Below are 14502 nucleotides of genomic sequence, written 5' to 3'. Positions count from 1 at the left end.
TGTATGGGAATACTCGCGGCATGTGCAATGTTCATCAAAACAAAGCAAGCGCGTAGCGTGATGGGCTGGATCGGTTCATTGGCCGTTGTGTTTGCGTTGTGTCTGAGTACGTTTGGCACAGCATCCGCAGCTACGCTCAATCTGACTGGCGCCACAATTTATGCTGTTGACAAAGATGGCGGGTATACCGGCAATGGCTGGGATACGGTTGGCTCCAATGGGGTATACAATCTCTACTTTCTAACGGGGTCTCATGTATTCCTGAATACAGGCAATGGTCTCGCTACCTCACCCAGCATTGACCTTTCCGTTGCAGGCACTTACACGTTTCTCGTCCGTTCCGATGGCAGCGGCTTTAATTGGACGGCACCTTTTGCTGGACTGAATCTGTTTTTCAACACCAGTATAATTCCAGGAATTTCTGTATCCGTCCCATTTAATGTCACGGCTCCTGCGCTGACGCCATGGGTTAAGCCTGGTCTTGGCATATTCGATCAAAATCCCATTCCTGGTGCCAACTCATTGTCTTTTGTAACCGAAGATGCAAAGGTGACGATGACCGCCTTTAGTTTCATGGACTACCGCAGTCCCGTAGTAGCACCAGAATACCCTGACTTAGTCGGCTCTTTGAATAGCAGTGGCAACGGCCTTAACGATTATTCCGCGACTATCACGCTTGTGGTAGCACCTACGCATCCTTTACTGCGCAACGTGCGCGTGGTGAAAACCTTGTCGAATGTTGATATCGACGTTGATACATCATCTTTTACCAAGCCTCCATTCAGCGTGACCGATGTGGGTAACCAGAAAATCATCGAATGGCGTTTTGACACCTTTAGTGCGGACGCAACCGATGATTTGGGTTTTGATATCATCTTTAAGAATCCGGTACCAAATGAAAAGCGCCTGGTCAGCTATAAAACAGCCCTGACGTATGATGACATCAGTGGCAACCTTGTGCGTACAGAACTGGACCCGCAATACGTCACCGTTTATTCATCCATTTTCCAGATCGTGCCAGCAACAGACAAGGCGTCGTATGCAGCCAATGAAATGGTTCAGATCACCAGCACCGTCAAGAACCTAAGTAGCGCGATTGGAACGGGCACGGTTAAAGTCTCGATCAAGGATGCCAACAACGTTCTGGTTGCCGAATTGGGTAGCACATCTCCACAGAGCATTGTAGTTGGTGGCACTGGCGTATTTAGTGGAGTGAATTTCGCAACCGGTAACACTTTTGCTGGTAATTACAAGGTTGTCGCAGAAATGATCAATACTGCAGGCCAGGTCATCGCCAGTGCATCGACTCCGTTCACTATTACTGCAGCCGCCGGAACTGGACTTAAGTTGTCAACGTCGACGGACAAGCAACAATACACTCCTTCCGAGACGGTGCGCATTAGTCCGCAGCTAAGCAATACGCAAAGCAATGCGGCGATCGATAATATCCAGGTTGTCACTACAGTGACCAACCCGGATGGCTCAGTGCGCTTCAGCAAAACCGAAACCCTGGCACAACTGTCAGCGGCAAATGCTAAAAACTACGCCTATAGTCTGCCATTGACTGGTGCAGCGCCGGGGCAATATGCAGTCAAGGTCACGGCAACTTCTGGTACTACTACGGTGCAAGCCAGTTCTGTCTTCATGGTGACAGCTTCTTCCAGTAATGGCAGTGGTCTGGTTGGTACGCTTACCGTTAATCCTACACAGGTAGCCGTGGGCAGTGCATTGGGACTTAACTTCAGCGCCAACAACCAGGGCAACAGCGCGCTGACAAACCAGGCGCTGAGCGTTAACATTATTGACCCTGTTGGTCAAAAAGTCGTCGCCCAGTTCCCGTATACCAGCACCATAGTTATAGGTGGTACATACAGTGGTAGCACGTCATGGACAGCCTCTGGTAGCACTGGTGCAAGCTATGTGGCGACTTTGACTGCAGCTTTTGGTGCCAACACAGTGACCCTGGCACAAGCTAGCTTCACTCTGACCGCACCAGAAATCAAGCTTAATACCATCATCGATACTGACAAAGCGAGCTATGCACCGACCGATATTGTCAAACTGCATGACCGCCTGACCAACATCACAGCCAGCCAGGCCGCCAACAATCTGCAGGTTGTGGTCACAGTCAAGAACCCGGATGGCAGCACGCGTTTCACTAAAACTGAAACCTTGGCGAGCCTGGCAATCAATGCCGTGCAAGACTATAACTACAGTATTAGTCTCAGTGCCGCTCCGGCAGGTCAATACACGACTTCTGTCGTGGTCAGCCTTACTGGTGGCACCGTCATCTCGCAAGCGAATGGTGTATTTACCGTAGCTTCCACCGCCAGCACAGGCAGTGGCTTGAAAGGCAGCATCACTGCCTCTGCACCGCAAGTGCCAGTTGGCAACCTCATCAGTTTCCCTTTCAGTGTCACTAATGAAGGTAATGCCGCTTTGACAGATTTGCCGCTGACCGTCAGCATCATCGACGCCACACAAAAAGTCATCGCCAGCTTCCCCTACAAAACCACGTTGCCAATGACGGGCGTGTTTGTGGGTAATACTGACTGGACCAGTGCAGGTACAGCAGGCGCGCAATACAATGCCGTGTTAAGCGCAAAAGTCGGCAGCAATACCCTGACGCTGGGCCAGGTCGGCTTTATGTTGACTTCATCCGCCGTCAGCCTGACCATCAAGCAGGCCGCAACGCCATGGCAAAACGTGCTCGTCTACAGCGCCTGCAAACGCGCTGCCGATGAATTGCTGGGCAAATGCGCCGCCACCAAGTTCCCCGCAGAAAATGCCGCGACCCTGGCCCAATGTGACACTGGCAGGGCAGGCGTACTCGACACTGTCCTCGCTAATCAGGGTATCAGCCACACCATCAGCACTGACGCAACGACTTTCCTGACACAACTGCGTAGTGGCAATTACAGCACTTACTGGATCAGCAATGGTGCCAGTGCCTTGGCTGAACCAGCAGCATCTGAACTGCTGGCAGCCATCAAGCGCGGGCAGGGTTTCATGCTTGATAGTCTGGTGACGGCAACCAATACCCAGTTGGCGCAATGTTCGGGCGTCACCAATAACGGTGCTTATGCAACAGCCCTACAACAGCTAAGCCTGTCTGGCGGCGTGTTTAGTGGTGCTGACCTGGCCGGGCCCGTTACCCAGACCAAACTGGCAACTGCTGGTGGTACTGTCGAGGCAACGCTGAAAGGCACGGCCACCAGCCCAGGTATCGTCAGCGCCAATTATGGCAACGGCAAAACCCTGGCATTCGGTTTTGACTGGAATGACACATTGAAGGCGCAAGGCAGCGAAAGCCGTTGGCCGCTCATGATCAAACAAGGTCTGGATTACCTGACCCCGGCAGCCGCAGATTTGAATGCGCTGTTGCCGGGCGATATCAGTAACCTGTCCAGCACTATTACCAATGCCGGTGCCAGCCAGCCTGTGCGTATCGTGCAAAGTCTGCCTGCCGGATCGGTGATCAAGTCCACTACGCCAGTAGCCACCATAGGCAACAATGGCAGTGGTGACGTGACGGCCACCTGGAACCTGACAGCTGCTTCTGCTGCCGACACCGTGGTGTCGGTACGCTGGCAGGCTCCGGTATCTGCTGGTACCTACAACGCCAACCTGGCCCTCAGCATGGTCAGTGGCGGTAATGCTACGCCTTACAAGTCGCAAGACCAGGCCATCAAAGTACAAAGCGCCAGCCAGATCAATGCGCAAACCATCACTTTGATACAAGGTTTGAACCTGTCAGCGCCAGCACAGCTTGCACAACGTACTGCCATCGTAGACTTGCTCAATCAGGTCAATACCGCAATGGGCAATAACAGCATGGACAAAGCCCTGCGTTTGCTGATTACGGTACAGGCGAAGTTGAAGAACATAGAAGCCGGTGTCGGCCCGGTCAGCAAATCGCTGGCCAACCTGATTGCGGTGGTTGAACGGCAAGGTGCGCGTTAAGCGCGATGCTATAAAAACAGAATAGTTGAATGATCATGAAATTAAACTTAAAACATTCTCTCAACACCAGTGTTGGTTTGCTGATGCACAGTGCACCTCGCTTGTGTCTTGCACTGGGATTGATATTCTCTGCCGCCGTATGTCAGGCGCAGCAAATTGATTTGGGAGTAGCTGGACAATATTCAGCCTTCATCTTTGGCAATGTCAGCAATGTTACTGACGTTGAAGGGCGGCTTGCCTTGGGGGGGGCCCTTAATACGCCCGGCGGCAGCATAGGTAACAAGATGAATGCCAATGATGCCCGCCCGGCACTTGTCGTTGGTGGGAACCTGGTTGCCTACGCCGGTAGTCTGGGGTCAAGCGCCAATAATGGTTTTGCGATCTACTCAGGTACTAAAGGCTCTTCACCTAAAGTCGCAAGCTATCTGGATTTTCGCAAGCAGGAAGTAGGGCCTATCGATTTTGAAGCAGAGCGCACCTATCTTTCAGTCCTGTCGCAACAATTACGCGCGGTACCAGCAACGGGAACTGTGAATCAAGTGTATGCCCAGGTAACACTCACCGGTAGCAACAGGGATATCGAAGTCTTTAACCTGACTGCGGATCACGTCATTAGTACTCATGATTTTGCATTGGCAAATGTTAAACAGGATGCATACCTGATCTTGAATGTCGCAAGTAATGCGCAGCGTACAGTGAAATTTGGGATCAGCATGTCTGCCTTCATCAATCGCCATAGCAAAGTGCTGGTCAATATGTACGATACCGAGCTGTTGAACTTCACCAATGTGGGCGTATATGGCAGCGTCCTTGCGCCTTATGCATGCGTCAAGAATTCAGGTGGGCATCTGGAAGGTATCGTCATTGCCGCCAGTTGGGATTCGAATATGGAAGTAGGTACGACCCTGTTTGTCCCAACCAATTAAAGATGCGGTAGCAATAACCGCATCGAAAGAATAAACCCGGCTTGATGCCGTCAGAAATACTTATTACCAAGAGTAAAACTTATGTTCCGCAACATTCCATTACAACGCAGCGTAGCCAGTATCGTCCTGGCGAGTTTCGTCAGCAGCCTGCTGTCCCCCTTGGCGATGGCGCAAGGTACAGTGACAGCTGCCCCCCGTGTTGCGGACAGTAACAACAGCGTTCTGCTGCCGCTGGGACCACGCAAACTGCCGACAAGCAAAGGTATGGCCGTCACCATGCCAACGGCCACAACAGCGAACACTAAAGTATCCCTGCTGGCCCCAGCACCAGCGGCCAGCAATACCGCCAGCACTGCCAGTGCCGACTATGCCCGCGCATTGAATAAACTGATCGACCTCAGTACGCAAGCCAGTCCGCAAAGTCTTGCCAATAACGCCTCAGCCCTGAGCGTCATCACCAGCATACGCAGTCAATACCAGATACTGCAGCAACAGCAGCAACTGATGAGCAAAGCTTTTACCGCAACAGAAAGCTTCCTCACCCAAAACAAATTAACCGGCACCGTCCTCCAGCGCCATCAAAGCATGGTCAGTGAATTTACTGCCCGCGCCAAACTGCTGCAAGATGCCTACGCTCCACTTGACAGTGCCGCAGCAGGCAAAGGCGATGTAGTTGCCGCACTCAAACAATGGCAACAAGCGATCAAGCAATACGCCAGCCAGGGCAGTGCACTCAACGGTACCAAACTGCCATGGGGTAACAATAGCGATCAGGCGCGTAAAACAACTACAGCATCAGCACAATCGAATCAGTTAGCTTCTGTCACAAGCACAAATCGCCAGTCACCACCGCCTGCATTTGCACCAGCGCCAAGTGCTGCCGTGGCAGCAGGTAGCCTGTCCGGGCTGACTTTGCCTGACACCATCCTGACCGATACACCAGTCGCTGCAGACCTCGCAGCCGCTGAAGAAATCCAGCTGACTTCAGACATACAGTCCCTGGCCGCCTCTTTGCAGAACAACCCAGTTGCCATCTACAACTACGTACGCAACAACATCAAATACAAAGTCGGTTATGGCAGCCTGCAAGGCGCAGCCCAGACTTTGCAAGCCAAGAGCGGCAACGACATCGATACCGCCAGTTTACTGATTGCGCTTAACCGTGCAGCAGGCATCCCATCCCGTTACGTCTACGGCACAGTCGAAGTTCCGACACAACGCTTACTGAATTGGCTGCACGTCGACAACGTTAGCGCAGCGCAATCATTGTTAAGTCAGGCAGGCGTACCCAACAAAGCCATTATCCAGGGCGCACAGATTACCGCCATCCAGGTAGAACACGTCTGGGTAGAAGCCTATGTCGATGCCAGCCCCAGCCGTGGTGCCCGCAACAACACCGCCAGCACCTGGCTGCCGCTCGACCCCAGCTTCAAACAACTCACATCCCAGTCAGCCTTGAACCTGCGCAGCAGCGTCAGCCTCAATGAAGCCGGTGTATTTGACATCGCCAAACAAGGTGCCAACTGCACCCCTGATTACGGACAAAGTCTCAACCAGGCCAATATCCAGACCAGCTTCACCAGCTACCAGAACCAGCTCAACCAAGTCCTGAATCAGCAAGGCACTGACCTCACCATAGGCACGGTATTAGGCAGCAACGTCATCAGCGCAGAGAACTACGCCATCCTCATGGGCAGCTTGCCCTATAAAACCATCGTTAAAAGCGCCGTCTTCCAGGTCATGCCGACCAACTTGAAGGGAGCAGTGCGCCTGCAAGTATTTGCCAACAGCGCAGCACAAGCCCAGGGCACAACCACCGTCAGTGTCAACAGCAGCTACGCCGCCCTGGCAGGCAAACGCCTGACCCTGAGTTTTAGTCCCGCCACCCAGTCCGATGCCGACGTACTCGCCGCCTACCTGCCCAAAGCCCATGCCGACAACAGCCCGGTGACTGCCAGCGAATTCCCGCTCAGCGTCCCCGGCTACCTGATACAGGTCAAGGCAGAACTCCGTCTGGATGGCCAGCTCGTCGCCAGCGGTGGCAGCTTCACACTAGGCAGCGAACTCAACGCTTCCATAGGCAGCTTCGAGCCCGCCAGTGGTGGCTGGAACGACAACAACTTCAGCGTCCATGCCGGTGACTATCACGCCATCGTTGCCGACACCCAGGGCATCAACCCCGCCCAACTGAACGCCGTCCAGCAAAGACTCACCGCTACCCAGGCTAAACTGACCAGCCAGCCCGGTAGCGTGAGCCGCGACGACCTCACAGGTGATTTACTGCACCAGACCATACTCGCTTACTTCGCCACCACAGACGCCAACAGCGCCATCTTCCAGCGTGCCGCAGGGGTGGTTGAACAACGCCTGCCTTCACTCGGCAGGGCAGTGGCACAAGCCATACCCGACATGGCCCTCGGCCTCGTCAACAGCGTCTCCTTCCCTGGTGTCGCACTTGATATTGACCGCCTCCAGACAGCGGTAGCAAATCAAACGGATGGTCTGAGTCCTGCCGCCTACACCCGCCAGAGCAACCAGCGCAATGTGGCTTACGCCCACATGGTTTTAGAAAAGCACTACAGCCAGTCACAAAACCCCACCGCTGCTGCCTCACCGATACGTGTGCTTGCCAAAGCCGCCGCGCTGCCACAGGCACAACAACAAAGCGTCTATGCAGTCACCAGCAGCAACCTTGCTGCTGCTCTGTTAAAGCTCAACCTCAGCAACAGCCAGTCCATCGATGTACAAAATGCCGTCGGTGCCGGTTACCGCGTCCTCGTCCCGCAAAGCCCACAAACCATGAGCGGCTGGACAGGGCAGGCCATGCAGATCGAAGACATCCAGACCGGTGCCGGTGCCTACCGCCTGTCCGGCAATAACGGCAACACCACCGCCGCCATCCTCGCCACGCAAGGTATGGGTTGGCTCGCCATGGCAGAACCAGCACTGGCTGCGGGCAGCATCACCCCAGCAGTCAATGCCGCCAAAGCCTACGACACCGTCCTCGCCAGCATGTTGCCTGGCGGCGGAATTGACAATACCGACAGCGTACGCTGGTCCTACTTCAGCGGCCAGGCCGACGTCGCCAGTGGTCTCTTCCTGGCCCGTCTGGCCGGTGCACAAAGCAATAGCACCTGCGACAACCTCAGCTCTATCATTGCCGCCAACCTCGGTACCACCACCGCCTTTGATGGTGACCCCGGTGATATCGCCAGCGTCCCCGTCATCACCAGCGCGCCTGTCACCGCCGCTGTTGCTGGCCTGGCCTACCGCTATCCCGTCGCAGCCCAAGACCCCAAAGGCGCCAGCCTCAGCTACAGCCTCACCGACGCACCCAGTGGCATGAGCATCAGCAGCACCGGCGTCATCAGCTGGGCCAGCCCGGTACTGGGCAGCTTCAACGTCACCCTGCGCGCTGACAATGGCAAAGCCTATGCAGAACAACGCTACCTGCTCACCGTCAGCGACCATGCCCTGGCACTCAGCATCAGCATGGCTGTGGCACCTGCACTGGTCAACATCGGCGACAAAGTCACCGTCACCGTCCTCACCAACGGCGGCACCGGCAACATCAGCACCAGCGTCACCGTTGATGGCATCGCACAAACACTTGATGCCCAAGGCACAGTCACCATCACCGCCACTGCCACAGGCGCGCACCAGGTCGTCGCTACCGCCAAAGATGACCTGAGCACCGTCACAAAAACCAGCCTCTACAGTGTCGCCAACCCCGCAGACACCAGCTTACCCACGGCCCAGATCAGCACCCCGACAGATGACGTAGAAATCACCGCCCCCACCACCGTCATCGGCACAGCCACTGCGCAAAACCTCGCCTACTACCAGCTACTCATGCGCGCGGCTGGCACCGACAAATGGCAAGAACTCGCCCGTGGTTACCAAAACATCAGCAACGGCACCCTCGGCAAGTTTGACCCGACGCAACTGCAAAACGGCATCTACGAACTCAGCCTTATCACCGTCAATACCAATGGTGTCCAGGCCAGCCACATGATCACCCTGGACGTCACCCGCAACCTCAAGATAGGCCAGTTCAGCATCAGCTTTGAAGACCTCAACGTCCAGGCCTCCGGCATCCCCATCAGGATCACCCGCACCTACGACACTCGTCGCAAGGGCCAGGCGCTCGACTTCGGGCAAGGCTGGAGTGTCGATTACCAGAACGTCCAGATCCGCAAAAACATCATCCTCGGACTCGAATGGGATCTCATCACCATCCCCAGCCAGTTCACCACCTGCCTGCGTCCAAGAGGCAAGCGCAAGATTGACGTCACCCTGCCAACCGGCGATGTCGCCCGCTTTGAAGCCCGCAACGAACAAGAGTGTGGCGTCACCGCGCCACCAGTGAAGATACTCTTTACCGCCTTGCCCGGCACCACCGCCAAACTCGAACTCGGAGACGAACTCAGGCAGATCCAGCCACAGGGTGGCATGCTTATTGACCTCAGAACCGTCGATGAAAGCCAGACCACCGCCTGGAATCCCAAATACTACAAACTCACGACAGAAGACAACTACGTCTACTATCTGACCGATGGTATAGGCATCACCAGCATCAAAGACCCGAACGGCAACGTCCTGACCTACAGCGACAGTGGTGTCTCCCATTCAAATGGCACGGCAGCCACTTTTACAAGAGACGCCAGCCACCGCATCACCGCCGTCACTGATCCTGCAGGCAAACAGATCCGTTACGCCTACAACGCCACCGGCGACCTCATCAGCGTCACTGACCGCAATGGTGCGGTGTCGAAGATGACGTATGACGCCAACCACAGCCTCATCAGCTATACCGATCCGAATGGCAAGCTGGCGGCGAGGTTTGAATACGATGCAGAAGGTAGACTGATTGCGAGTTATGACGCCAATGGTAAGGCTGTCCAGATGCAGCATGATGTTGATAATAACCAGCAGACTGTGACGGACCGCAGGGGGAACAAGACGACCTATACGTATGACAATAATGGGAACGTCACGAAGGTTGTTAATGCACTGAACCAAGTTACGACCTACACCTATGATGCGAACGGGAATCAGGCGACGGTGACTAATGCGGCGAATGAGACCACGAAAACGACGTTTGATCCGCAGACTTATAAGCAGTTGAGTGAGACTGATCCACTCAATCATAGCAATACCTGGGATTACGACACCAATACGCGGACTCAGTTGAAGAGCAGTACGGACAGTAATGGTAATAAAACTGTTTACAGCTACTTTGCCAAAGGCATTCGCGTGGACCAACCACTGGGTAGCTACCTTCACATCGGTAATGACGATAGTGGAAATACCACTTCAGTGACCTTCAGCGGTCAACTTACCCGCTACCAGAATGATGCGAAGGGTAATAAAATCAGCGAGACCGACGCGGCAGGCAAAGTGATAACTTACGCTTACGACAGCAATGGTAAAGAAATAAGCCGTAGCTGGATCGCTACCGTCATGGTCAATGGAGTGCCGACGCAGAAAAATGTCAGCGTAACAAGAACTTTTAATGCGGAAGGACGAGTTGTTAGCGAAACTGATGCGCTGGGTGCAATTAGTAAAACTGAATACACTGCGGGTGGACAAGTTAATGCCCGTCTTGATCCACAAGGCCGTCGTACCAGCTACGGTTATGATGACACTGGCAAACTCGTCAGCACGGCCTATCCAGATGGCAAAACCACGACGAATGTTTACGACGCAGGTGGCAACAAGGTCAGCGCTACAGACCGCAAAGGCCGGAGTACACGTTACGAATATGATGCGCTGAATCGGCTTGTCAGAACGACTGCCGCTGATGGGACAAGTATCAGCATCGCATATGATGATGCAGGCCGCGTCGCCAGCACGACGGATGCGAAGGGCAGCACAACTACCAACGGCTATGACGCGGCAGGTCGTCTCATCAGCTTGACCGATGCCAAGGGCAAGCAGACCAAGTATGAATATGACAGCGTTGGCAACCGTACCAAGGTGACAGATGCTACTGGCAAAGTTAGCCAGTTTGAGTACGATGCTCTTAATCGTCTGATCAAAACGACGTATCCAGACAACAGTGCCAGTAGCACAGTCTGGAACTTGACTGGCACCAAACAATCAGAAACTGACCAGGCGGGTAATACCACAGTCTATGGCTACGACCCGGTAGGCAGACTGAACCAGGTCACACAGACCAATGCTGCGACTCAACAGCAAACCATTTACGGTTATGACGTCAATGGGAACAAGGCCAGTCAGACTGATGCACAAGGTCACGTCACAAGCTGGACGTATGATGCGAATAACCGTATCACGAGCAGGACGTTACCAGCGGGGCAAACAGAAAGCTTTGCGTATGATGTCGCAGGCAATCTGACGCAAAAGACGGACTTTGCGGGTAAGGTGACCAGTTACGTCTATGACGTACTTGGTCAGGTCGTGCAGACCAATTACCCGGATGGCAGCAGTGTCAGCACTACCTACACAGCAAATGGACAAGTTGCGAGCGCGACGATATCAGGCGGCAACAATAGTAATGGCCGTCAAAATGGTCAGACGAGCTACACCTATGATGCGAGTGACAGGGTAACGAAACAGGTTAAACCAGACGGAAGTTTCCTCGCTTATGCCTATGATGCCAGTGGCAATATCAGTCAGCGCAGTACGGCTGCGGGAACTGTCAGCTATGGCTACGACAAGAATCAAAGGCTCATCAACGTAACCAATAGTGCGACCAACAGCAGCACGACTTACACCTGGGATGATGCAGGGCGCTTGTTAACGGCAACGACACCGGATGGTATTACCGCAAACTATAGTTATGACCCGAATGGACGTTTGCTGCAACTATTACACGTCAAAGGTGGTGGTGTTGTTGCAGGCAGCCGTTACACCTTAGCGGCGAATGGTCAGCGCACGAAGGTGGAAGAGTTTGATACACAAAGCACACAGGCAAATCTGCTTGCAGCGAATCCTGTACGCACGACCAGTTATCAATATGATGGTGTCAATCGTTTGACGCAAGAAGTGGTCAAGGACAGGAGTAACGCAACTGTTCGCACAACTGACTATCAATATGACAAGGTCGGTAACCGTAGCCAGAAGACTGAAACAACAGCAAGTGGTACAACGACGACTACCTACACTTATGACGCCAATGACAGGCTGACGCAGGAAACGAAAACCACTGGTGCTAACAATGTCGTCACGACTTACACTTGGGATGACAAGGGTAACCTGAGCACGAAGACCACAGGTGGACAAGCTACCATTTATGGCTGGAATACAGATAACCGTTTGGTGGAAGTGACGCAAGGTAGCAGTCAGGCAGCGGCGATCACCATTGCCAGATATAGCTATGATGCCAATGGTAATCGGGTTCATAAGACCGAGCCAGGACAAAATATCAGTCCAGATAAAGTAACCAATTACCTCGTGGATGACACCTTTGCGTATGCGCAGACTGTTCAGGAAGTTGTTACGCAAGGTGCAGCAAGTGAAAGCACTAGCTATGTATGGGGCAATGGGTTGATCCTGCAGAGCAGGGCGGGACAGTTGAATTTCTATCATGCGGATGCATTGGGCAGTACAAAAGTCTTGACGGATTCAAATGGCAATGTGACCGATGCGTTTCAGTATGATGCGTTTGGAGCGGTGCTTAACAAGTCGGGGACGACTGCTAATAATTATCGCTATACGGGTGAGTACTTTGATGATGCTATAAGTCTTCAATACAATAGGACGAGATGGTATGAGTCTGAGGTTGGGCGGTTTGTGTCCGCGGATATTTGGCACGGTAGATTAGCTCAACCAGTTACGCTAAATCGATATCTTTATGGAGATGTGGATCCTGTTAATCGTAGAGATCCAAGTGGACGAGCACCAAGTCTTTCAGAAGTCGGACTCGCTGTAGCTGGATTTGGAATTCTCTCTGCAATTGCGATATCGCCGGGATTTAACAGACCTGTAATTGGAGGTGGTGTACGTGATTTGGATGGGTACCAACATAAACCAAGTGATCAAGCTATCGGTTGGCTCGTGCTTGCATCATTGTCGAAGGCTGCCGAAAAGATCATTAAACGAGAAGACACTCAGGTTACATTGTACCGTTCAGTGGAAGACATTGAGTTGGCAAGTATCTATTCATGTAATTGCTTTTCTCTGGGGCCTAATGGTTTTCCAAAGCAGTTTTTTGGAGAGCCAGGGCAAGCTATGATGTTTGGTGGTCAATTTATTATTGGTATTTTCGGTGAAAAACACTATCATCTTGTCTCTGCAACCATATCGAGTACCCTCTTTGAGGCTATGGATTTTAGCGCTAACGAGCCGGGCATCGGACCAATTATTACTGTTCCGCCAGGGTTGTTGCATACATTTAATTACGAGGTCGAAAAGTATGGTGGAATTAAATATCTGGGGACTCACGGCGAATAGCGAATGGTGCCAACGATGATTCCTTCAAGTCAAACATGGTGGCACGTTACCGTAAAAGCGCGCGTATCTTTACTTTCGACTGAGGCTGGTGGAAAAGTGCAAGCTGTGTCGGATCGGTATAGATACAGTCCTAACCATAAACTCTCGAACGGATTGTTTTGCATGGGAACTTTTGCAAAAATTCAGGGTGGCGAAATCAAACCAGGAGAGACAGCATTGGTTGATATTGTATTTGTGGTGATTGAATCATTGCGCGGATTTTTTAAAGAAGGGTTCGTGTGGGATATTCACGAGGGGGCACTCAAGATCGGGACAGGTGAGATATTGACAATAGTTGAGGAAAGGAGACAGTCAGGCGGATCTGCATTGGTTTAATTATGAAATTATTACTGAATCAAACAAAAGAGATTTTGAATTTGCAATTGATTATTTCCCGAATTACATGTACATGTAAGTGTTGCTCTTGTTCGGCGCTCGGTTGACCATAAACATTCCGTCTGATCTGCATTTAAAGGTTTTGGTTCAGTTGAGCACTGAACTGATCATTTTCCAATCAGGCGAGTAAAAAATATTGTCCGTCTGATTAAAATACAGGCAAATTATTTGCTGGAGACGAGTACCACCCTGAACACCTAAAAATGTTCAAGATCGACAGCTATTTTGTTTTATTAGGGCGTGACTAACGCTGCAAATAATAGCCAGTTTGTTGATTTGCACTGAAAATTGACCCCATTTTTTTTCTGGATAAATTGCATCTAAAATTGACCCACGTTTAGCACCCAATCCTACTTATCTTGATGAGTAGGGAGCAGGAGTGATTGACGTGGCATTACTAGGTATTATTCGACGCTGGCACATTCGTGACCAGATTCCATTACGGGAGATATCCAGACGACTGGACATCTCTCGCAACAGTCCGGCGCTATCTGCGCTCTGAAGTCACAGAGCCAGCCTATGCGGAGCGACAAACAACCAGTGCCATCGACAAATATGCATTGCAGCTTTCAAGCTGGCTTAAAACCGAAGCGGGTAAAAATCGTAAGCAGCGACGCAGCTTAAAACAACTTCACTTGGATCTGAAAGAACTGGAATTTGAGGGGGCGTATGACCGGGTGGCAGCCTTCGCCAGGAAGTGGAAGGTGGATCAAACTGACAGGGTCACCCATTAGCCGCCCATTGTCAACGGTTCGAATTT

General features: G+C 52.4%; 4 protein-coding genes and 1 pseudogene. All 5 read left to right on the top strand.

The annotated features are described in order from the left end of the window. Positions 1-27: 27 nt before the first annotated feature. Positions 28-3963: a beta strand repeat-containing protein gene (locus tag AC07OI_RS29485; RefSeq protein WP_495259630.1), complete on the top strand. Its 3936-nt coding sequence runs from the start codon at positions 28-30 to the stop codon at positions 3961-3963. Positions 3964-3998: 35 nt separating this feature from the next. Further along, positions 3999-4889: a choice-of-anchor A family protein gene (locus tag AC07OI_RS29480; protein ID WP_495259629.1), complete on the top strand. Its 891-nt coding sequence runs from the start codon at positions 3999-4001 to the stop codon at positions 4887-4889. 81 nt (positions 4890-4970) lie between these two features. Further along, on the top strand, positions 4971-13307 hold the full coding sequence (locus tag AC07OI_RS29475; protein ID WP_495259628.1) for a transglutaminase domain-containing protein: 8337 nt from the start codon (positions 4971-4973) through the stop codon (positions 13305-13307). A 15-nt stretch (positions 13308-13322) separates the two neighbouring features. Next, positions 13323-13682 (top strand): hypothetical protein, encoded by a 360-nt coding sequence (locus AC07OI_RS29470; RefSeq protein WP_495259627.1) that lies wholly within the window; start codon positions 13323-13325, stop codon positions 13680-13682. 439 nt (positions 13683-14121) lie between these two features. Beyond that, positions 14122-14464 (top strand): annotated as a pseudogene (locus tag AC07OI_RS29465) (IS21 family transposase); the annotation flags it as partial. Between the last annotated feature and the right edge of the window lie 38 nt (positions 14465-14502).

It is taken from the genome of Undibacterium sp. GW821-FHT07F11 (genome assembly GCF_059418665.1).
This window is presented reverse-complemented; position numbering and strand designations above follow the sequence as displayed.

What these genes read in the sequence shown, in the direction of transcription:
- AC07OI_RS29485 (WP_495259630.1), top strand. Translation starts at nt 28, where the DNA reads ATGTTCATCAAAACAAAGCAAGCGCGTAGCGTGATGGGCTGGATCGGT.
- AC07OI_RS29480 (WP_495259629.1), top strand. Translation starts at nt 3,999, where the DNA reads ATGAAATTAAACTTAAAACATTCTCTCAACACCAGTGTTGGTTTGCTG.
- AC07OI_RS29475 (WP_495259628.1), top strand. Translation starts at nt 4,971, where the DNA reads ATGTTCCGCAACATTCCATTACAACGCAGCGTAGCCAGTATCGTCCTG.
- AC07OI_RS29470 (WP_495259627.1), top strand. Translation starts at nt 13,323, where the DNA reads ATGATTCCTTCAAGTCAAACATGGTGGCACGTTACCGTAAAAGCGCGC.